Source organism: Pseudomonas xantholysinigenes, from assembly GCF_014268885.2.
GTDB classification, from domain to species: domain Bacteria; phylum Pseudomonadota; class Gammaproteobacteria; order Pseudomonadales; family Pseudomonadaceae; genus Aquipseudomonas; species Aquipseudomonas xantholysinigenes.
Genome location: NZ_CP077095.1, coordinates 997700 through 1019368 on the forward strand (window position 1 = coordinate 997700; position 21669 = coordinate 1019368).

Annotated in this window: 18 protein-coding genes; 17 read left to right on the forward strand and 1 reads right to left on the reverse strand. The window is 64.6% G+C overall.

Translation table 11 applies throughout. From position 1 onward, the window contains the following. The first annotated feature begins 129 nt into the window (after nt 1-129). The 16 genes from mraZ (at nt 130) to lpxC (ending at nt 17916) form a co-directional block, all read left to right on the forward strand. Nucleotides 130-585, forward strand: a complete 456-nt coding sequence (mraZ, locus tag HU772_RS04630; RefSeq protein ID WP_186661571.1) for a division/cell wall cluster transcriptional repressor MraZ — start codon at nt 130-132, stop codon at nt 583-585. After that, nucleotides 582-1529 carry a 16S rRNA (cytosine(1402)-N(4))-methyltransferase RsmH gene (gene rsmH / locus HU772_RS04635; protein ID WP_437182416.1) on the forward strand — a complete coding sequence of 316 codons (948 nt, stop codon included), beginning with the start codon at nt 582-584 and terminating at the stop codon, nt 1527-1529. Before mraZ ends, rsmH begins: the two co-directional genes overlap by 4 nt. Beyond that, nucleotides 1526-1819, forward strand: coding sequence for a cell division protein FtsL (ftsL, locus tag HU772_RS04640; RefSeq protein WP_033702839.1), 294 nt, complete (start codon nt 1526-1528; stop codon nt 1817-1819). Before rsmH ends, ftsL begins: the two co-directional genes overlap by 4 nt. Further along, complete coding sequence (locus tag HU772_RS04645; protein ID WP_186661603.1) at nt 1819-3549, forward strand: peptidoglycan D,D-transpeptidase FtsI family protein; 1731 nt, start codon at nt 1819-1821, stop codon at nt 3547-3549. The genes ftsL and HU772_RS04645 overlap by 1 nt, the downstream gene beginning before the upstream one ends. Beyond that, nucleotides 3549-5012, forward strand: coding sequence for a UDP-N-acetylmuramoyl-L-alanyl-D-glutamate--2,6-diaminopimelate ligase (locus HU772_RS04650; protein ID WP_186661569.1), 1464 nt, complete (start codon nt 3549-3551; stop codon nt 5010-5012). The genes HU772_RS04645 and HU772_RS04650 overlap by 1 nt, the downstream gene beginning before the upstream one ends. Beyond that, a complete protein-coding gene (locus tag HU772_RS04655) occupies nt 5005-6372 on the forward strand; it encodes a UDP-N-acetylmuramoyl-tripeptide--D-alanyl-D-alanine ligase (RefSeq protein ID WP_186661567.1) in 1368 nt (455 codons plus the stop codon). Before HU772_RS04650 ends, HU772_RS04655 begins: the two co-directional genes overlap by 8 nt. Continuing rightward, nucleotides 6372-7454 (forward strand): phospho-N-acetylmuramoyl-pentapeptide-transferase, encoded by a 1083-nt coding sequence (gene mraY / locus HU772_RS04660; protein WP_186661565.1) that lies wholly within the window; start codon nt 6372-6374, stop codon nt 7452-7454. Before HU772_RS04655 ends, mraY begins: the two co-directional genes overlap by 1 nt. Nucleotides 7455-7460: 6 nt before the next feature. Beyond that, the gene (gene murD / locus HU772_RS04665) at nt 7461-8807 is read left to right on the forward strand and encodes a UDP-N-acetylmuramoyl-L-alanine--D-glutamate ligase (RefSeq protein ID WP_186661563.1); all 1347 of its coding nucleotides are present in this window, start codon (nt 7461-7463) and stop codon (nt 8805-8807) included. Continuing rightward, nucleotides 8804-10018, forward strand: a complete 1215-nt coding sequence (gene ftsW / locus HU772_RS04670; protein ID WP_189665077.1) for a putative lipid II flippase FtsW — start codon at nt 8804-8806, stop codon at nt 10016-10018. Before murD ends, ftsW begins: the two co-directional genes overlap by 4 nt. Further along, nucleotides 10008-11087, forward strand: a complete 1080-nt coding sequence (murG, locus tag HU772_RS04675; protein WP_186661562.1) for an undecaprenyldiphospho-muramoylpentapeptide beta-N-acetylglucosaminyltransferase — start codon at nt 10008-10010, stop codon at nt 11085-11087. The genes ftsW and murG overlap by 11 nt, the downstream gene beginning before the upstream one ends. Beyond that, complete coding sequence (murC, locus tag HU772_RS04680) at nt 11080-12528, forward strand: UDP-N-acetylmuramate--L-alanine ligase (RefSeq protein WP_134691057.1); 1449 nt, start codon at nt 11080-11082, stop codon at nt 12526-12528. The genes murG and murC overlap by 8 nt, the downstream gene beginning before the upstream one ends. Next, nucleotides 12525-13481 (forward strand): D-alanine--D-alanine ligase, encoded by a 957-nt coding sequence (locus HU772_RS04685; RefSeq protein ID WP_186661561.1) that lies wholly within the window; start codon nt 12525-12527, stop codon nt 13479-13481. The genes murC and HU772_RS04685 overlap by 4 nt, the downstream gene beginning before the upstream one ends. A gap of 6 nt (nt 13482-13487) precedes the next feature. After that, nucleotides 13488-14357, forward strand: coding sequence for a cell division protein FtsQ/DivIB (locus HU772_RS04690; RefSeq protein ID WP_186661559.1), 870 nt, complete (start codon nt 13488-13490; stop codon nt 14355-14357). A gap of 14 nt (nt 14358-14371) precedes the next feature. Then, entirely contained in the window at nt 14372-15640 is a 1269-nt protein-coding gene (gene ftsA, locus HU772_RS04695) for a cell division protein FtsA (protein WP_134691051.1), read from the forward strand. A 55-nt stretch (nt 15641-15695) separates the two neighbouring features. Continuing rightward, nucleotides 15696-16892 carry a cell division protein FtsZ gene (ftsZ, locus tag HU772_RS04700; RefSeq protein WP_186661558.1) on the forward strand — a complete coding sequence of 399 codons (1197 nt, stop codon included), beginning with the start codon at nt 15696-15698 and terminating at the stop codon, nt 16890-16892. Between the two features lie 112 nt (nt 16893-17004). Continuing rightward, on the forward strand, nt 17005-17916 hold the full coding sequence (lpxC, locus tag HU772_RS04705) for a UDP-3-O-acyl-N-acetylglucosamine deacetylase (protein ID WP_186661556.1): 912 nt from the start codon (nt 17005-17007) through the stop codon (nt 17914-17916). Nucleotides 17917-18020: 104 nt separating this feature from the next. Here the strand turns inward: lpxC and HU772_RS04710 are convergent, their stop codons facing one another. Continuing rightward, complete coding sequence (locus HU772_RS04710) at nt 18021-18476, reverse strand: DUF721 domain-containing protein (RefSeq protein WP_186661555.1); 456 nt, start codon at nt 18474-18476, stop codon at nt 18021-18023. Nucleotides 18477-18849: 373 nt separating this feature from the next. On the opposite strand from HU772_RS04710, the gene secA reads away from it, so the two are divergent. After that, the gene (gene secA, locus HU772_RS04715) at nt 18850-21585 is read left to right on the forward strand and encodes a preprotein translocase subunit SecA (RefSeq protein ID WP_186661554.1); all 2736 of its coding nucleotides are present in this window, start codon (nt 18850-18852) and stop codon (nt 21583-21585) included. The last annotated feature ends 84 nt before the right edge of the window (nt 21586-21669 follow it).

Here is a 21669-nt window from a genome sequence, read left to right on the forward strand (position 1 = left end):
AAGGGATTTCCTTATGAACGTGCCTTGACGGTGTGGCGGGCGGATTCCTATAGTGTGCGCAAGTGGCAGAAAGTGGGATGAAGTGGGTTTTCTGACACAAAAAAGCTAACATTGTGGGGAATCGCAGCCGTGTTCCGCGGAGCCAACGCCGTCAGCCTCGATGCCAAGGGCCGTCTCGCCATGCCGAGCCGGTACCGTGACGAGCTCGATTCGCGTTGCAATGGTCAACTGATCGTGACCATCGACGCCGTAGACCCCTGCTTGTGTGTTTATCCCCTCGACGAGTGGGAACAGATAGAAGCCAAGTTGCGCGCCTTGCCATCGTTGCGTGAGGAAAACCGTCGCCTGCAGCGTTTGCTGATCGGCAATGCGGTGGACCTGGAGCTCGATGGCAGTGGGCGTTTCCTGGTGCCGCCCCGTTTGCGTGAGTACGCCAAGTTGGTCAAGAAGGCGATGCTGGTGGGGCAGCTGAACAAATTCCAGCTGTGGGATGAGGATGCCTGGAACGCGGTTTCGGCAGCCGATCTTGCAGCTATTCAACAACCGGGCGCCATGCCCGATGAATTGCGTGACCTGATCCTGTGACCATAGATAGCGGCTTCAACCACATCACCGTCCTGCTCGACGAAGCCGTCGAGGCATTGGCCCTGCGCGCCGACGGTTGCTATCTGGACGGCACCTTCGGGCGTGGCGGCCACAGCCGCCTGATCCTCAGCAAGCTCGGGCCGCAAGGGCGGCTGCTGGGGTTCGACAAGGATCCTCAAGCGATTGCCACCGGGCAAGCGCTGGCGGCCGAAGACGGCCGCTTTGTCATTGTGCAGCGCAGCTTTGCCGAGCTCGGCGACGAAGTGCGCGCACGCGGCCTGGACGGCAAGGTCAGCGGCATCCTGCTCGACCTGGGCGTGTCCTCGCCACAGCTGGACGACCCCGAGCGTGGCTTCAGCTTCCTCAACGACGGGCCGCTGGACATGCGCATGAACCCCGCTCAGGGCATCAGTGCCGCCGAGTTCATTGCCACCGCCCCGGCCGAAGAAATTGCCCGCGTGTTCAAGGAGTACGGCGAGGAACGTTTCGCCGGGCGCATGGCGCGTGCCGTGGTCGAGCGCCGCGAGAAACAGCCGTTCACCCGTACCGCCGACCTGGCCGAAGTGCTCAAGGTCGCCAACCCGGCCTGGGAAAAGGGCAAGAACCCGGCAACCCGCGCCTTCCAGGGGCTGCGCATTCACGTCAACAACGAGCTGGGCGACCTCGAGACTGGCCTTGAAGCCGCGCTCGATGCCCTTGAAGTGGGCGGTCGCCTGGCGGTGATCAGCTTCCACTCGCTGGAAGACCGTATCGTCAAGCTGTTCATGCGCAAGCTGGTCAAGGGCGAAGCCGACAACCTGCCGCGCAACCTGCCGGTGCAGCACAAGGTCTTCGAGCCGAAGATCAAGCTCATCGGCAAGGCGCAGTTCGCCTCCGATGCTGAACTCAAGGCCAACCCGCGGGCGCGTAGCGCCGTGATGCGGGTAGCGGAGAAGTTGCGGTGAGCCGGCTGTTCGCCAAGCCTTTGCCTGGCGGGAGCTTCCTGATGCTTCTGCTGTTCGTCGGTGTGCTGGTTTCGGCCATCGCCGTGTCCTATAGCGCCCACTGGAACCGCCAGTTGCTCAATACCCTTTACGGTGAGCTGAGCGAGCGCGACAAAGCCCAGGCCGAGTGGGGCCGCTTGATCCTCGAGCAGAGCACCTGGACCGCCTCCAGCCGTATCGAGAGCCTGGCCTCCGAGCAGTTGAAGATGCGCGTGCCGGCGGCTGACGAAGTGCGGATGGTGGCGCCATGATGAAGCTCGAAGGCGCACTCTACCCCTGGCGCTTCCGGGTAGTGATCGGCCTGCTGGCGCTGATGGTCGGGGCGATCTGCTGGCGCATCATCGACCTGCAGGTGGTCGACCGCGACTTCCTCAAGGGCCAGGGCGATGCCCGCAGCCTGCGGCATATTCCGATTCCCGCGCACCGTGGCCTGATCACCGACCGCAACGGCGAGCCGCTGGCTGTCAGTACTCCGGTCACCACCTTGTGGGCCAACCCCAAGGAGATGCAGGCGGCCAAGGATCGCTGGCCGCAACTGGCCGCCGCGCTCGGGCAGAACCCGCAGCAGCTGACCGAACGCCTCACCCAGCAGGCCAACAAGGAATTCATCTACCTGGTCCGTGGCCTGACCCCGGAGCAGGGGCAGCATGTGCTCGACCTCAAAGTCCCGGGTGTCTACGGCCTGGAGGAGTTCCGCCGCTTCTACCCGGCCGGTGACGTCACCGCGCACATGGTCGGTTTCACCGACCTCGACGACCATGGTCGCGAGGGGGTCGAGCTGGCCTATGACGAATGGCTGGCCGGGGTGCCTGGCAAGCGACAGGTGATCAAGGACCGGCGCGGCCGGCTGATCAAGGACATCCAGGTAACCAAGAACGCCAAGGCCGGGAAGACCTTGGCGTTGTCGATAGACCTGCGCCTGCAGTACCTGGCCACCCGCGAGCTGCGCAACGCCATCGCCGAGCAGGACGCCAAGGCCGGCAGCCTGGTGATCATGGACGTCAAGACCGGCGAGGTCCTGGCCATGGTCAACCAGCCAACCTACAACCCGAACAACCGCCGCAGCATGTTCCCGGCCGCGATGCGCAACCGGGCGATCATCGACGTGTTCGAACCGGGCTCGACGGTCAAGCCGATTTCCATGAGCGCCGCGTTGCAGAGCGGCCGCTGGAAGGTCACCGACAAGGTCGAGGTGTATCCGGGCAGCCTGCAGATCGGCCGCTACACCATCAAGGACGTGTCGCGCAGCGAGGGCCCGATCCTCGACCTGACCGGCATCCTGATCAACTCGTCCAACGTCGGCATGAGCAAGATCGCCTTCGATATCGGTGGCGAGGCCATCTACCGGGTCATGTCCCAGGTTGGCCTGGGCCAGTACACCGGCCTCGGCTTCCCCGGCGAGCGCGTCGGCAACCTGCCCAACCACCGCGAGTGGCGCAAGGCCGAGACCGCGACCTTGTCATATGGCTACGGCGTATCGGTAACCGCCCTGCAACTGGTGCATGCCTACGCCGCCCTGGCCAACGACGGCAAGATGGTGCCGCTGTCGATCCTCAAGGTCGACAAGGCCCCGGAAGCGGTCCAGGCGATCCCCAAGGAAACCGCCGAAACCGTGCAGGGCATGCTGCAGCAGGTGATCGAGGCGCCGCGCGGGGTATTCCGTGCCCAGGTGCCGTTCTACCACGTGGGTGGCAAGTCCGGTACGGCGCGTAAAGCCACCGTTGGCTCCAAGGGCTACACCGAGAACGCCTACCGTTCGCTGTTCGCCGGCTTCGGCCCGATGAGCGACCCGCGCTACGCCATCGTCGTGGTCATCGACGAGCCGAGCAAGGGCGGTTACTTCGGTGGCCTGGTCTCGGCCCCGGTATTCAGCAAAGTGATGTCGGGCACCTTGCGCCTGATGAATGTACCGCCGGACAACCTGCCGCCGTCCTCGACGCAGCAAGCCAGCGCAGTACCCGCCAAGGGAGGGCGAGGTTGATGACGATGCCATTGAGCAAACTGTTCGCCCATGCCAGCCGCGATCCGTTGATCCGCGAGCTGACCCTGGACAGCCGCGCCGTGCGCCCGGGCGATCTGTTCCTGGCCGTGCCAGGGGCCAAGGTCGATGGCCGTGACCATATTGTCGACGCCCTGGCCCGTGGCGCCGCCGCGGTGGCCTATGAAGAACAGGGCGCCAGCGTGCTGCCGATCACCGATGTGCCGCTGATTCCGGTCAGGGGCCTGATCGGTCAGTTGTCGCAGATCGCCGGGCGCTTCTATGGCGAACCCAGCCGCCAGCTCGACCTGGTCGGCGTGACCGGTACCAACGGCAAGACCAGCGTGACCCAGCTGCTGGCCCAGGCACTCGATGCCCTTGGTCAGCGTTGCGGCCTGATCGGCACCCTGGGTACTGGTTTCTATGGCGAGCTGCAGAGTGGTCGCCTGACCACGCCTGATCCGATTGCCGTGCAGTCGACCTTGAACGACCTGAAAAAGGGCGGCGCCAAGGCGGTGGCCATGGAGGTTTCCTCCCATGCCCTCGAGCAGGGCCGGGTGGCCGCGCTGGACTTCGATATCGCGGTGATGACCAACCTGTCCCGTGACCACCTGGACTACCACGGCAGCATGCAGGCCTACGAGGCCGCCAAGGCCAAGCTGTTCGCCTGGCCAAGCCTGCGCGCCCGGGTGGTTAATCTGGACGATGAGTTCGGGCGTCGCCTGGCCGACAGCGACGCCACATCGCGACTGATCAGCTACAGCCTGCTGGACCCGTCTGCGACGCTGTTCTGCAAGCAAGCCAGCTTCAATGACGATGGCGTGCGCGCCGTGATCGTCACCGCCCAGGGCGAGCATGCCTTGCGCAGCCGCCTGCTGGGCCGCTTCAACCTGAGCAACATGCTTGCCGCGGTGGCCACGCTGATGGCGTTGGACTACCCGCTGGATGAAATCCTCAAGGTCACCCCGCAGGTGCACGGGCCAATCGGTCGCATGCAGCGCTTGGGTGGCGGTGACAAACCGTTGGTGGTGGTCGATTACGCCCACACCCCGGATGCCCTGGAAAAAGTACTCGAAGCCTTGCGCCCGCACGCTCACGGCAAGTTGCTGTGCCTGTTCGGCTGCGGCGGCGATCGTGACGCCGGCAAACGCCCGCTGATGGCCGAGGTGGCCGAGCGCCTGGCCGACCGCGTACTGGTCACCGACGACAACCCGCGTAGCGAAGACCCACTGCGGATCTTCGACGATATTCGCCCCGGTTTCGCCAAGCCTGCTGCCGTCGAGTTCGTCGCCGGCCGTGGCGCGGCCATTGCTCAACTGATCGCCAGTGCCAATGCCGACGACGTGATCGTCCTGGCTGGCAAGGGGCACGAGGATTACCAGGAGATCAATGGCGAGCGCCATGACTTCTCCGACCTGGTCGAAGCCGACAAGGCACTTGCAGCCTGGGAGGCGCCACATGCTTAAGCCGATGATCCTCAGCCAGTTGACTGGCGCCCTGAATGCGCGCCTGGCGGGCGCCGACGCCACCTTTACCGGCGTCAGTATCGACAGCCGCAGCGTTGCCGCCGGTCAACTGTTCGTCGCCCTGACCGGGCCGCGCTTCGATGGCCACGACTACCTGGCCGACGTGAAGGCCAAGGGCGCAGTCGCGGCCCTGGTCGAGCGTGAAGTCACCGATGTCGACCTGCCACAGCTGGTAGTCGCCGATTGCCGCGTCGCCCTTGGCCAGCTCGGTGCGCTGAACCGTGCCGCCTTCGACAAGCCAGTGGTGGCCATCACCGGTTCCAGTGGCAAGACCACGGTCAAGGAAATGCTCGCCGCGATCCTGCGCACTCGCGGCCCGGTGCATGCCACCCGTGGCAACCTTAACAACGACCTCGGCGCGCCGCTGACCCTGCTGGAAATCGCCCCGGAGCACAGCGCCGCGGTGATCGAGCTGGGCGCTTCGCGCATCGGCGAAATCCGCTACACCGTCGGCCTCACCCGGCCGCAGGTGGTCATCATCAACAACGCCGGTACCGCCCACGTGGGCGAGTTCGGTGGTCCGGAAAAAATCGTCGAGGCCAAGGGTGAAATCCTCGAAGGCCTGGGCGAGGGCGGCACGGCCATCCTCAACCTGGCCGACAAGGCATTCGACATCTGGCGCAAGCGCGCGGGCGATCACACTGTTGTCAGCTTCGCCCTGGACAACCCGCAGGCCGATTTCCATGCCAGCGCCATCGGCCGTGATGCCCGTGGCTGTCCGTCCTTTACCCTGCACGGGCCTGATGGCAGCGTGCCGGTGCAACTGAATCTGCTTGGCACCCACAACGTCAGCAATGCCCTGGCCGCCGCCGCCGCCGCGCATGCCGTCGGTCTGAGCCTGAGCGGCATCGCCGCGGGCCTGGGCGCGGTGCAGCCGGTCAAGGGCCGCACCGTGGCGCAGATCGCCCCCAACGGCGTGCGGGTGATCGACGACAGCTACAACGCAAATCCCACCTCGATGTGCGCCGCCATTGATATACTCGCCGGCTTTTCCGGCCGCACCGTCCTGGTGCTCGGGGATATCGGCGAACTGGGGCAATGGGCCGAGGAAGGTCACCGGCAGGTGGGCGACTACGCCCGCGGCAAGGTCGACGCGCTGTACGCGGTGGGCAACAACATGGCCCATGCCGTTCAGGCGTTCGGTGCCAATGCCCGCCATTTCGCTACTCAAGCTGAGCTGATCGATGCCGTTCGCACCGAGACTGCCAGCGACACCACTATCTTGATCAAGGGCTCGCGCAGCGCTGCGATGGAAAACGTCGTGGCGGCTTTGTGCGGTGCCAGCGGGGAGAAACATTAATGCTGCTGCTGTTGGCCGAGTATCTGCAACAGTTCCACAAGGGCTTCGCGGTCTTCCAGTACCTGACCCTGCGCGGGATCCTGGGTGTACTGACCGCGCTGTCCCTGGCCCTGTGGCTGGGCCCCTGGATGATTCGTACCCTGCAGATTCGTCAGATCGGCCAGGCCGTGCGTAACGACGGCCCGCAATCGCACCTGTCCAAGTCCGGCACCCCGACCATGGGTGGCGCGCTGATCCTCTCGGCCATCGCCATCAGCACCTTGCTGTGGGCCGACCTGAGCAACCGCTACGTGTGGGTGGTGCTGATCGTCACCCTGGCGTTCGGCGCCATCGGCTGGGTCGACGACTACCGCAAGGTGATCGAGAAGAACTCCCGCGGCCTGCCAAGCCGCTGGAAGTATTTCTGGCAGTCGGTATTCGGCCTGGCGGCAGCGATCTTCCTCTACCAGACCGCACCGACCAGCGTTGAAACCACGCTGATCATCCCGATGGTCAAGGACCTGGCCATTCCGTTGGGCGCCGGGTTCGTCGTGCTCACCTATTTCGTCATCGTCGGCTCGAGCAACGCGGTCAACCTGACCGACGGCCTCGATGGCCTGGCGATCATGCCGACGGTGATGGTCGGCGGCGCCCTGGGCATCTTCTGCTACCTGTCGGGTAACGTGAAGTTCGCCGAATACCTGCTGATCCCTTACGTGCCGGGCGCGGGCGAGCTGATCGTGTTCTGCGGCGCGCTGATCGGTGCCGGCCTGGGCTTCCTGTGGTTCAACACCTACCCGGCCCAGGTGTTCATGGGCGACGTCGGCGCCTTGGCGCTGGGCGCCGCCCTAGGCACCATCGCGGTGATCGTGCGCCAGGAAATCGTGCTGTTCATCATGGGCGGCGTGTTCGTCATGGAAACCCTGTCGGTGGTCATCCAGGTGGCCTCCTTCAAATTGACCGGCAAGCGTGTGTTCCGCATGGCGCCGATCCATCACCACTTTGAACTCAAGGGCTGGCCCGAGCCTCGGGTGATCGTCCGCTTCTGGATCATCACCGTGATCCTGGTGCTGATCGGCCTTGCCACCCTGAAACTGAGGTAAACGAGCGTGTCACTGATCGCTTCCGACCAATTCCGCATCGTTGTCGGCCTCGGCAAGAGCGGCATGTCCCTGGTTCGCTTCCTGGCGAACCGGGGCATTGCCTTTGCGGTCGCCGACACCCGCGAGCAACCGCCGGAACTGGACACCCTGCGCCGTGAATACCCGCAGGTGGAAGTGCGCTGTGGCGAACTGGACGTCGAGTTCCTCTGCCGCGCCAGCGAGCTTTACGTGAGCCCCGGCCTGGCCCTGGCCACTCCGGCCCTGCAGCAGGCGGCGGCGCGCGGCGTGAAGCTGTCCGGCGACATCGAGCTGTTCGCCCGCCACGCCAAGGCACCGATCGTCGCCATCAGCGGTTCCAATGCCAAGAGCACCGTGACCACCCTGGTCGGCGAGATGGCCGCCCAGGCAGGCAAACGTGTGGCAGTCGGCGGCAACCTCGGTACCCCGGCGCTGGACCTGCTCGACGACAGCATCGAACTCTACGTGCTGGAGCTGTCGAGCTTCCAGCTGGAGACCACCGACCAGCTCAACGCCGAAGTGGCCACCGTGCTGAACATCAGCGAAGACCACATGGACCGCTACAGCGGCCTGCCGGCCTATCACCTGGCCAAGCACCGGATCTTCCGCGGCGCCCGCCAGGTGGTGGTGAACCGCCAGGATGCCCTGAGCCGTCCGTTGCCGGTCGAAGGCCGGCCGAGCTGGAGCTTCGGTCTCAACGCGCCGGACTTCAAGGCCTTTGGCCTGCGCGAAGTCGACGGCGAGAAGTACCTGGCGTTCGAATTCCAGACGCTCATGCCAGTGCGTGAGCTGAAGATCCGTGGCGCCCACAACCACAGCAACGCCTTGGCCGCCCTGGCCCTCGGCCATGCCGCTGGCCTGCCATTCGAGCCCATGCTCGAGGCCCTGCGCGAATTCAAGGGCCTGGCCCATCGCTGCCAGTGGGTACGCGAGCGCAGCGGGGTGAACTGGTACGACGATTCCAAGGCCACCAACGTCGGTGCCGCCCTGGCCGCCATCGAAGGCCTGGGCGCCGATATCGAAGGCAAGCTGGTGCTGATCGCCGGTGGCGATGGTAAAGGCGCCGACTTCACCGCCCTGCGCGAGCCAGTGGCGCAACACTGCCGTGCCGTGGTGCTGCTGGGGCGCGATGCCGAGCGCCTGGCCGAGACCTTGGGCGAGGCCGTGGCGCAAGTTCGGGTCAAGACCTTGGACGAAGCCGTGCAACGCTGCGCCGAACTGGCCCAGCCCGGGGACGCGGTGCTGCTGTCGCCGGCCTGCGCCAGCCTCGACATGTTCAAGAACTTCGAAGAACGCGGGCGCCTGTTCGCCCAGGCAGTGGAGGAGCTGGCATGATCTTCGGCATCCTCAAGCCGTACCCGTCGCCGCTGATCAGTGGCCGTGGCATCGACCTCGACTTCCCACTGCTGGCCGGTTGCCTGGCGCTGCTCGGCCTGGGCCTGGTGATGATCACTTCGGCCTCCTCGGAAGTGGCCGCGGTGCAGTCGGGTAATCCGCTGTACCACATGTTCCGTCACCTGGTGTATGTCGCCCTGGGCCTCGGTGCCGGGGTGATGACCATGATGGTGCCGATCGCCACCTGGCAGCGCATGGGCTTCATGATGCTGATCGGCGCCTTCGGCCTGCTGGTCATGGTGCTGGTGCCCGGCATCGGCCGCGAAGTGAACGGCTCGATGCGCTGGATCGGCTTCAGCTTCTTCAACGTCCAGCCGTCGGAGATCGCCAAGGTCTTCGTGGTCATCTACCTTGCCGGCTACCTGGTGCGTCGGCAGACCGAGGTGCGTGAAAGCTGGATGGGCTTCTTCAAGCCGTTCATCGTGCTGTTGCCGATGGCCGGCCTGCTGCTGATGGAACCGGACTTCGGCGCCACGGTGGTGATGATGGGCGCCGCGGCGGCCATGTTGTTCCTTGGTGGGGTGGGCTTGTTCCGCTTCTCGCTGATGGTGGTGCTGGCGGTGATCTCGGTGGTGGTGCTGGTCCAGGCCCAGCCCTACCGGATGGCGCGCCTGATCACCTTCACCGACCCCTGGTCCGACCAGTTCGGCTCCGGCTACCAGCTGACCCAGGCGTTAATCGCCTTTGGCCGTGGCGAGTGGCTGGGCGTGGGCCTGGGCAACAGCGTGCAGAAGCAGTTCTACCTGCCCGAGGCGCACACCGACTTCGTGTTCTCGGTGCTGGCCGAAGAGCTGGGGGTGATCGGCTCACTGCTGACCATCGCGCTGTTCGTGTTCATCACCGTGCGCGCGCTGTACATCGGCCTGTGGGCCGAGAAGGCCAAGCAATTCTTCGCCGCCTACATGGCGTTCGGTTTGTCGTTCCTGTGGATCGGCCAGTTCCTGATCAACATCGGCGTGAACGTCGGCCTGCTGCCGACCAAGGGCCTGACCCTGCCGTTCCTCAGCTACGGCGGCAGCTCGCTGGTGATCTGTTGCGCCTGCGTCGGGCTGTTGCTGCGGATCGAGTGGGAGAGCCGCACGCACCTGGGCAGCGAGGAGCATGAATTCAACGAGAGCGATTTTGCCGAGGAGCCCAACCATGGCCGCTGACGGCAAGAACGTCCTGATCATGGCCGGCGGCACCGGCGGCCACGTATTCCCGGCCCTGGCCTGCGCCCGCGAGTTCCAGGCGCGCGGCTACAGCGTGCATTGGCTGGGCACCCCGCGTGGCATCGAGAACGAGCTGGTGCCCCAGGCCGGCTTGCCGCTGCACCTGATCCAGGTCAGCGGCCTGCGTGGCAAGGGCAAGCTGTCGCTGCTCAAGGCACCGTTCACCCTGGTCAAGGCCGTGCTCCAGGCACGGCGCATCGTGCGTGAGCTCAAGCCGGTCTGCGTGGTCGGCTTCGGTGGCTATGTGACCGGCCCTGGCGGCTTGGCCGCGCGGCTGTGCGGCGTGCCGTTGGTGATCCACGAGCAGAACGCCCGCGCCGGCACCACCAACCGCCTGCTGCTGCCGATGGCCGCGCGGGTTTGCCAGGCCTTCCCGGACACCTTTGCCGCCAGCGACAAGCTGCGCACCAGCGGTAATCCGGTGCGCCCCGAGCTGTTCATGGACGCTGCGCGCGCGCCCCTGGCCGGGCGCCGTGCGCGCCTGTTGGTGATGGGGGGCAGCCTGGGTGCGGAACCATTGAACAAATTGTTGCCTAAGGCCCTGTCCGAAGTGCCGGCTAACCTGCGCCCCGAGGTGTTCCACCAGGCCGGGAAAAACCACGCGCCCGTCACCGCCGAGCGTTACCACGAGGCGGGGGTCGAGGCCCAGGTCGAACCGTTCATCAAGGACATGGCCCACGCCTATGGCTGGGCCGATATGGTGGTGTGCCGGGCCGGCGCCCTGACCGTCAGCGAACTCGCGGCGGCGGGCCTGCCCTCGATGCTGGTGCCTTTGCCCCATGCCATCGACGACCACCAGACCCACAACGCCCAATACCTGGCTCGTGAAGGCGCCGCCTTCCTGATGCCACAAGCGACAACTGGCGCAGCGCAGCTCGCTGAACGCCTGAACGAGGTGCTGATGCAACCCGAGAAACTCAACACCATGGCCGGCACCGCGCGGCGCCTGGCCAAGCCTGATGCAACCAGCACCGTGGTCGATATCTGCCTGGAGGTGGCCCATGGTTGAAAGCCAGAAAGCCATGCCGCAACCGAAGATGGGCCGTATCCGTCGCATCCACTTCGTCGGTATCGGCGGCGTGGGCATGTGCGGTATCGCCGAAGTGCTGCTGAACCTGGGCTATGAAGTGTCCGGCTCCGACCTTAAAGAGTCGCCGGTGACCGAGCGCTTGCAGTCGTTCGGCGCGCAGATCTTCGTCGGCCACCGCGCCGAAAACGCCGCCACCGCCGACGTGCTGGTGGTGTCGAGCGCGATCAACCCGGCCAACCCGGAAGTCGCCACCGCGCTGGAGCGGCGCATTCCCGTGGTGCCGCGTGCCGAGATGCTCGCCGAGCTGATGCGCTATCGCCATGGCGTGGCGGTGGCCGGTACCCACGGCAAGACCACCACCACCAGCCTGCTGGCCTCGGTATTCGCCGCCGGAGGCCTGGACCCGACCTTCGTCATCGGTGGTCGCCTGACCGCGGCCGGCACCAACGCGCAGTTGGGCACCAGCCGCTACCTGATTGCCGAGGCCGACGAGAGCGACGCCAGCTTCCTGCACCTGCAGCCGATGGTGGCCGTGGTCACCAATATCGATGCCGACCACATGGCCACCTACGAAGGCGACTTCAACAAGCTGAAGAAGACCTTCGTCGAGTTCCTGCACAACCTGCCGTTCTACGGGCTGGCGGTGATGTGCCTGGACGACCCGGTGGTGCGTGAGATCCTGCCGCAGGTCAAGCGTCCGACCGTGACCTACGGTTTCAGCGAAGAGGCCGACATCCGCGCCATCAATGTGCGTCAGCAGGGCATGCAGACTCACTTCACCGTGCTGCGCCGCGACTGCGAGCCGCTGGAGGTGTCGGTCAACATGCCCGGCAACCACAACGTGCTCAACGCCCTGGCCACCATCGCCATCGCCACCGACGAAGGCATCAGCGACGAAGCCATCGTCCAGGGTCTGTCTGGCTTCCAGGGCGTTGGCCGACGCTTCCAGGTGTACGGCGAACTGCCGGTCGACGGCGGCAGCGTGATGCTGGTCGATGACTACGGCCACCACCCGACCGAAGTCGCCGCGGTGATCAAGGCCGTGCGTGGCGGCTGGCCGAGCCGCCGCCTGGTGATCGTCTACCAGCCGCACCGCTACAGCCGCACGCGCGATCTGTACGACGACTTCGTGCAGGTGCTGGGCGATGCCAACGTGCTGCTGCTGATGGAGGTCTACCCGGCCGGCGAAGAGCCGATCCCCGGCGCCGACAGCCGCCAGCTGTGCCACAGCATCCGCCAGCGCGGCAAGCTCGACCCGATCTACATCGAACGTGGCGCCGAGCTCGCGCCGTTGGTCAAGCCGCTGCTGCGCGCTGGCGACATCCTGATCTGCCAGGGTGCCGGTGACGTCGGTGGCCTGGCCCCGCAACTGATGAAAAGCCCGCTGTTCGCTGGCGCCAAGCAGGAGAAGTCGAAATGACCAGCGCCTACGACAAGCTGCATTCCACCCTCGACGTCAAGGCCTTCGGTCGTGTCGCCGTGTTGTACGGGGGCAAGAGCGCCGAGCGCGAGGTGTCGCTGAAATCCGGCGCGGCGGTCATCGAGGCGCTGACCAGCGCCGGTGTCGACGTGGTCGCCATTGATGTCGGTGACGATTTGCTCAGCCGCCTGCAGAGCGAGAAGATCGACCGCGCCTTCATCATCCTCCACGGCCGTGGCGGTGAGGACGGCAGCATGCAGGGCCTGCTCGAATGCCTGGGCATCCCCTACACCGGCAGCGGCATTCTCGCCTCGGCGCTGGCCATGGACAAACTACGCACCAAGCAGGTGTGGCAGAGCCTGGGCATCCCGACCCCGCGCCACGCGGTGCTGGGCAGCGAGCAGGATTGCGTGGCCGCCAGTGCGGAACTGGGCTTCCCGTTGATCGTCAAACCTGCCCATGAAGGTTCGAGCATCGGCATGGCCAAGGTGAACAGCGAGCAAGAGCTGGTTGCCGCCTGGAAAGACGCCGCCAAGTACGATTCGCAAGTGCTGGTCGAACAGTGGATCCACGGGCCGGAGTTCACCATCGCCGTGCTGCGTGGCCAGGTGCTGCCGCCGATCGCGCTGGGCACCCCGCACGTGTTCTACGACTACGACGCCAAGTACATCGCCAATGACACCCAGTACCGCATCCCGTGCGGCCTGGACAGTGCCAAGGAACAGGAACTGATCGACCTGACCGCGCGCGCCTGCGATGCCATCGGCATCGAAGGCTGGGGCCGGCTGGACGTGATGCAGGACGAGCAGGGTCGTTTCTGGCTGCTCGAAGTCAACACCGCACCGGGCATGACCGACCATAGCCTGGTGCCCATGGCGGCCCGTGCCGCCGGCCTGGATTTCCAGCAACTGGTGCTGGCGATCCTGGCCGACAGCGTAGACAAGCGAGGTTAACCAGCCATGCAAGGCGCAATGATACGTCAGCAGCCCCCCGTGACCGGCCGTAGTAAGCCGGTGCCGCGCGGTGCCAGCCGACTGGTGGCCGACGAGCCCGTATCGGCGCGCCTGCCACGGCCAAGCTTCGGTGGTCTCAAGCGCCTGCTGTGGCCGGTGCTGCTGGTCGCCGCGGGCTTTGGCGCCTATGAAGGCGCCATCCGCCTGATGCCCTACGCCGACCGGCCGATCACCAAGATCGACGTGCAGGGCGACCTCAGCTACATCAGCCAGCAGTCGGTGCAGCAACGGATCGCGCCCTACGTGGCGGCGAGCTTCTTCACCGTGGACCTTGCGGCCATGCGTGTCGAGCTCGAGCAGATGCCCTGGATCGCCCACGCCGAAGTGCGCCGGGTGTGGCCGGACGAGGTGGTGATCCGCCTGGAAGAACAGTTGCCGGTGGCACGCTGGGGCGACGAGGCCTTGCTCAACAACCAGGGCCAGGCCTTCACCCCGCGTGAACTGGCCAACTACGAGCACCTGCCGCAGCTGTTCGGGCCGCAGCGCGCTCAGCAACAAGTCATGCAGCAGTATCAGGTATTGAGCCAGATGCTGCGCCCCATGGGCTTTTCCATCGCTCGCCTGGAGCTGCGCGAGCGAGGCAGCTGGTTCCTGACCACCGGCGCGGGTAGCGCCGGCCCAGGCATCGAGCTGCTGCTGGGGCGCGACCACCTGGTGGAGAAGATGCGCCGTTTCATTGCCATTTACGACAAGACGCTTAAAGACCAGATCACCAATATCGCCCGCATCGATCTGCGTTATTCCAACGGACTTGCCGTTGGTTGGCGGGAACCGAATGCACCGACGACGGCCCAACCCGCCGTTGCGAAGAATTAGAGAGAGGCAGGACCATGGCAAACGCGCATAGCGGCAAAATGATCGTCGGGCTGGACATCGGCACCTCCAAGGTGGTGGCGCTGGTGGGTGAGGTCGGCGAGGACGGCACCCTGGAGATCGTGGGCATCGGCACCCACCCATCGCGCGGCCTGAAGAAGGGGGTGGTGGTGAATATCGAATCGACCGTGCAGTCGATCCAGCGCGCCGTGGAAGAGGCCCAGCTGATGGCCGGCTGCCGCATTCACTCGGCGTTCGTCGGCGTGGCTGGCAATCACATCCGCAGCCTCAACTCCCACGGTATCGTCGCCATTCGCGACCGCGAAGTCAGCACCGCCGACCTCGAGCGCGTGCTCGACGCCGCCCAGGCGGTGGCCATCCCGGCTGACCAGCGGGTGCTGCACACCCTGCCGCAGGATTACGTGATCGACAACCAGGAAGGCGTGCGCGAACCGCTGGGCATGTCGGGCGTGCGTCTGGAGGCCAAGGTCCACGTGGTCACCTGCGCGGTCAACGCCGCGCAGAACATCGAGAAGTGCGTGCGCCGCTGCGGCCTGGAAATCGACGACATCATCCTCGAGCAACTGGCCTCGGCGTATTCGGTACTGACCGACGACGAAAAAGAACTGGGCGTGTGCCTGGTGGACATCGGTGGCGGTACCACCGACATCGCCATCTTCACCGAAGGCGCGATCCGTCACACCGCGGTGATCCCGATCGCTGGCGACCAGGTCACCAACGACATCGCCATGGCCCTGCGCACCCCTACGCAGTACGCCGAGGAAATCAAGATCCGCTACGCCTGCGCCCTGGCCAAGCTGGCTGGCGCCGGCGAGACCATCAAGGTGCCGAGCGTCGGCGACCGCCCACCGCGCGAACTGTCGCGCCAGGCCCTGGCCGAGGTGGTCGAGCCGCGTTACGACGAACTGTTCACCCTGATCCAGGCCGAGCTGCGTCGCAGCGGCTTCGAGGACCTGGTGCCGGCCGGCATCGTCCTCACCGGCGGCACCGCGAAGATGGAAGGCGCCGTGGAACTGGCCGAGGAAATCTTCCACATGCCGGTACGCCTGGGCGTGCCGCACAGCGTTCGGGGCCTGAGCGACGTGGTGCGCAACCCGATCTATTCCACCGGCGTGGGCCTGCTCACCTACGGCCTGCAGAAGCAGTCCGAGGATCCGTCCCTGACCGGTATCAGCAACAGCAGCAACAGCAACAACAGCTATGGCGATGAACCCAAGGGTCCAGTGCTTGAGCGACTCAAGCGTTGGGTCCAGAGCAACTTCTGAGTTTCAAAGCAGTAGTGGTAGGCGCGACAACTAGAGAACTGTAAGGAGAGGGAAAATGTTCGAGCTCGTAGACAACGTCCCGCAAAGTCCGGTCATCAAGGTGATCGGTGTCGGCGGTGGTGGCGGCAACGCCGTCAACCACATGGTCAAAAGCAACATCGAAGGCGTCGAGTTCATCTGCGCCAACACCGATGCCCAGGCGCTGAAGAACATCGGCGCGCGCACCATCCTGCAACTGGGCACTGGCGTGACCAAGGGCCTGGGTGCCGGCGCCAATCCGGAAGTCGGCCGTCAGGCCGCGCTGGAAGACCGTGAGCGCATCGCCGAGGTGCTGCAGGGCACCAACATGGTGTTCATCACCACCGGCATGGGCGGCGGTACCGGTACCGGCGCGGCGCCGATCATCGCCGAAGTGGCCAAGGAAATGGGCATCCTCACCGTCGCGGTGGTGACCCGTCCGTTCCCGTTCGAAGGCCGCAAGCGCATGCAGATCGCCGATGAAGGCATCCGCATGCTGGCTGAAAGCGTCGACTCGCTGATCACCATCCCCAACGAGAAGCTGCTGACCATCCTGGGCAAGGATGCCAGCCTGCTGTCCGCCTTCGCCAAGGCCGACGACGTGCTGGCCGGCGCCGTGCGCGGGATCTCCGACATCATCAAGCGTCCGGGCATGATCAACGTCGACTTCGCCGACGTGCGCACCGTGATGGGCGAGATGGGCATGGCAATGATGGGCACCGGTTGCGCCAGCGGCCCGAACCGCGCTCGCGAAGCCACCGAGGCGGCGATCCGCAACCCGCTGCTCGAGGACGTCAACCTGCAGGGCGCCCGTGGCATCCTGGTGAACATCACCGCAGGTCCCGACCTGTCGCTGGGCGAGTACTCCGACGTGGGTAGCATCATCGAGGCCTTCGCCTCGGACCACGCGATGGTCAAGGTCGGCACCGTGATCGACCCGGACATGCGCGACGAGCTGCACGTGACCGTCGTGGCCACTGGCCTGGGCGCGCGCATCGAGAAGCCGGTCAAGGTCGTCGACAACACCCTGCAGACCGCCCAGCAGGTGTACGAGTCGTCCAACCCGGCCCCGGTTCGCCAGGAGCAGTCGGCCGTCAACTACCGTGACCTGGAGCGTCCGACCGTGATGCGCAACCAGGCCCACGCAGGTGCCGCGGCGGCAGCTAAACTCAACCCTCAGGACGATCTGGACTACCTGGATATCCCGGCGTTCCTGCGTCGTCAGGCCGATTAATGGAATTTATCAGGGGTATAAGGGTGATTGGTGTTCAGCAAAGGCCGGGTCTGTTATCATCCCCAGCCTTTGTTGATACCTGTTCGCAATTTGCGCTGAAGCGGCCAATGCCATGATTAGACAACGCACCCTGAAGAATACCATCCGTGCCACAGGTGTCGGCCTGCACTCCGGGGAGAAGGTCTACCTGACCCTCAAGCCTGCGCCTGTCGACACCGGCATCGTCTTCCGTCGCGCCGACCTCGACCCTGTGGTCGAAATCCCGGCGCGCGCGGCCAACGTCGGCGAGACCACCATGTCGACGACGCTGGTCAACGGTGACGTCAAAGTCGATACGGTCGAGCACCTGCTCTCCGCCATGGCGGGCCTGGGCATCGATAACGCCTACGTCGAGCTCTCCGCCTCGGAAGTGCCGATCATGGATGGCAGCGCCGGACCCTTCGTATTCCTGATCCAATCGGCCGGCCTGGAAGAACAGGACGCACCGAAGAAGTTCATCCGCATCCTGCGCGAAGTGACAGTGGAAGAGGGCGACAAGCGCGCCACTTTCCTGCCATTCGACGGGTTCAAGGTGAGCTTCGAGATCGACTTCGATCACCCGGTCCTCAAGGGCCAGACCCAGAGCGCGGTCGTCGACTTCTCCAGCACGTCGTTCGTGAAGGAAGTCAGTCGCGCCCGCACCTTCGGTTTCATGCGTGACATCGAGTACCTGCGCAAGCACAACCTTGCACTGGGCGGCAGCGTGGAAAATGCCATCGTGGTCGACGAGACTGGCGTGCTCAACGAAGACGGTCTTCGTTCCGATGACGAGTTCGTCAAGCACAAGATTCTCGACGCCATTGGTGATCTGTACCTGCTGGGCAACAGCCTGATTGGCGAGTTCAAGGGCTACAAGTCCGGCCACGCGCTGAACAACCAGCTGCTGCGCAAGCTCATCAAGGAAACCGATGCCTGGGAAGTGGTCACGTTCGAAGATGCCAGCACGGCACCGATCTCGTACATGCGCCCTGTTGCGGCCGTGTAAGTTCGAACACTCTCTCTAGTGTGATTAAGGCCACCTTCGGGTGGCCTTTTTTATGGTCACCGATCCTCCATCACCCTTTAGCTTTGCGCTCCTACAGTAGGCCTTCAGTTCTTGCCCTGCGCATGCGCCGCCAGGCGCTCCAGTGCAGCCTTGAGCTTCGGATCGCTGATCCCCTCGGCCGAGCCGCGCAGGCTTTCAGCGGCCGTTTGCGAAAGCTCCGGCCCATGCCCTTCGCGCTTGGCCGGGACCAAAGGCGGCTGCACCTTGAAAAGGATGCGCGTCAGGTTGGCGAAGGCTTCCAGGGACAGGAGCTGGCGTTGCAGGCGCTTCTGCTGGTAACGCAGGCGCGTTGCCCAATGGCCGTCGGTAACCACCAGCAACAAAGTCCCTTCCTTCCACGACGCCACATGGCAATGCTCGCGCGCGGCCGGTTGCAGCTGGCTTTCCAGCAGGCGCTGCAGATGCTCCAGGCGTTCGGCCTGGTTGAGCAGCAGGCGCAGTGGCCGGGCTTTGCGCAACAGGTCGGCAGGTGGGCGGGCAGGGGTGGGTTTGTAGGCCATTGGGGGTACGCAGGGGGTGGCAAGACCGGCAGTTTAACAGATGAATGTGTGCTGCCTTCTTCGCGGGTAAACCCGCTCCCACAGCGAGGGTCGTGCTGCCTCTGTGGGAGCGGGTTTACCCGCGAATGAGGCGGGCACCTGGATGTTGATGCAAGTCATTCGCGATACGTTTCATCTTCACGCACCTTGAACTTGCGCAAAAAGCCCCTATGTTAGTCGGGCCCCCTAAAAGCGCTGTGCCAGCATCGTGGAAATCCACCACTTTCCTCACCATCGTTTCCGGGTAGAATGCTCGTTCGCATGCGGCCTATGGGCTGCACGGGCGACTTCACGGGGCCGCCCTCCATCCCTACGTGTGGAAGATCCTGCCGATATGTTTGCGCCTTTGTTAAAGAAACTTTTTGGAAGCAAGAACGAGCGCGAAATCAAGCGCATGCTCAAGACGGTGAGCGCCGTCAACGCCTTCGAAGAGAAAATGGTGGCTCTCTCTGACGAGCAACTGCGGGGCAAGACCGCAGAGTTCAAAGAGCGCCTGGCCAAAGGCGAGACCCTCGACCAGCTGTTGCCTGAAGCCTTTGCCGTGGCCCGTGAGGCCGGCAAGCGCGTGATGGGCATGCGTCACTTCGATGTCCAGCTGATCGGCGGCATGACCTTGCACGAAGGCATGATCGCAGAAATGCGTACCGGTGAAGGCAAGACCTTGGTCGGTACCCTGGCCGTCTACCTCAACGCGCTGTCCGGCAAGGGCGTGCATGTGGTCACGGTCAATGACTACCTGGCCCGCCGCGACGCCAACTGGATGCGCCCGCTGTACGAGTTCCTCGGCCTGACCGTGGGGATCGTCTCGGCCTTCCAGCCGCCTGAAGAAAAGCGCGCCGCCTATGCCGCCGACATCACCTACGGCACCAACAACGAATTCGGTTTCGACTACCTGCGCGACAACATGGCGTTCAGCCAGGACGAGAAGTTCCAGCGCGAGCTGAACTTCGCCGTGATCGACGAAGTCGACTCGATCCTCATCGACGAAGCGCGTACCCCGCTGATCATTTCCGGCCAGGCCGAGGACAGCTCCAAGCTGTACATCGAGATCAACCGCCTGATCCCGCGCCTGACCCAGCACATCGAGGAAGTCGAAGGCCAGGTGACCCAAGAGGGCCACTACACCATCGACGAGAAGAGCCGCCAGGTCGAACTCAACGAGGCCGGCCACCAGTTCATCGAGGACATGCTCACCCAGTCCGGCCTGCTGGCCGAGGGCGAGAGCCTGTACTCGGCGCACAACCTGGGCCTGCTGACCCACGTCTACGCCGGCCTGCGCGCGCACAAGCTGTTCCACCGCAACGTCGAGTACATCGTCCAGGAAGGCCAGATCCTCCTGATCGACGAACACACCGGCCGCACCATGCCGGGCCGCCGCCTGTCCGAGGGCCTGCACCAGGCCATCGAGGCCAAGGAAAACCTGAACATTCAGGCCGAGAGCCAGACCCTGGCCTCGACCACCTTCCAGAACTACTTCCGCCTCTACACCAAGCTGTCCGGCATGACCGGTACCGCCGACACCGAGGCGTTCGAGTTCGCCCAGATCTACGCCCTCAACGTGATGGTCATCCCACCGAACAAACCGTTGGCCCGCAAGGACTTCAACGACCTGGTGTACCTGACCGCCGATGAGAAATACGCCGCGATCATCGCCGACATCAAGGAAAGCATGGCCCAGGGCCGTCCGGTCCTGGTCGGCACCGCGACCATCGAAACCTCCGAGCACATGTCCAACCTGCTCAAGAAGGAAGGCATCGATCACAAGGTCCTCAACGCCAAGTACCACGAGAAAGAAGCCGAGATCATCGCGCAAGCCGGTGCGCCGGGCGCCCTGACCATCGCCACCAACATGGCCGGTCGTGGTACCGACATCCTGCTGGGCGGTAACTGGGAGGCCGAGGTTGCCGCCCTGGACAACCCGAGCGCCGAACAGATCGCCCAGATCAAGGCCGACTGGCAGAAGCGCCACCAGCAGGTGCTGGAGGCCGGTGGCCTGCACGTGATCGCCTCCGAGCGCCACGAGTCGCGGCGTATCGACAACCAGTTGCGTGGCCGTGCCGGTCGTCAGGGCGACGCCGGCTCCAGCCGCTTCTACCTGTCGCTGGAAGACAGCCTGATGCGTATCTTCGCCTCCGACCGGGTGAAGAACTTCATGAAGGCCCTGGGCATGCAGTCCGGCGAAGCCATCGAGCACCGCATGGTCACCAACGCCATCGAGAAGGCGCAGCGCAAGGTCGAAGGCCGCAACTTCGACATCCGCAAGCAGCTCCTCGAATACGACGACGTGGCCAACGAGCAGCGCAAGGTGATCTACCACATGCGCAACAGCCTGCTGGCCGCCGAGAACATCGGCGACACCATCGCCGAGTTCCGTCAGGAAGTGCTCGATGCCACCATCAGCCAGCACATTCCGCCGCAGTCGCTGCCCGAGCAGTGGGACGTGGCCGGCCTGGAAGCCTCGCTGTCCAGCGACTTCGGCATGAAGCTGCCGATCCAGCAGTGGCTCGACGAGGACGATCACCTCTACGAAGAGACCCTGCGCGAGAAGCTGCTCAAGGAAATCACCGACGCCTACCACGAGAAGGAAGACCAGGCCGGCATCGACGCCCTGCGTACCTTCGAGAAGCAGATCCTGCTGCGCGTGCTGGACGACCTGTGGAAAGACCACCTGTCGACCATGGACCACCTGCGTCACGGTATTCACCTGCGCGGTTACGCGCAGAAGAACCCGAAGCAGGAGTACAAGCGCGAGTCGTTCACCCTGTTCCAGGAGCTGCTGGAGTCGATCAAGCGCGACACCATTCGCGTGCTGTCCCACGTGCAGGTGCGCCGCGAAGACCCGGCCGAGGAAGAAGCCCGTCTGCGTCGCGAGGCCGAGGAGCTGGCCAGCCGCATGCAGTTCCAGCACGCCGCCGCGCCGGGCCTGGAAGGCGAGCAACTGGCCGAGGAGGGCGCTGAAGTCGCCGTCGCTTCGGCACCTGTGCGCAACGACATGAAGCTGGGCCGCAACGAGCCGTGCTGGTGTGGTTCGGGCAAGAAGTTCAAGCATTGCCATGGTCAGATTGAATGATCTGAATTCGCCATTGGCTTGAGATCCCGGGGCTGCTTTGCAGCCCATCGCGGCACGAGGCCGCTCCTACAGGAATTGCAACAA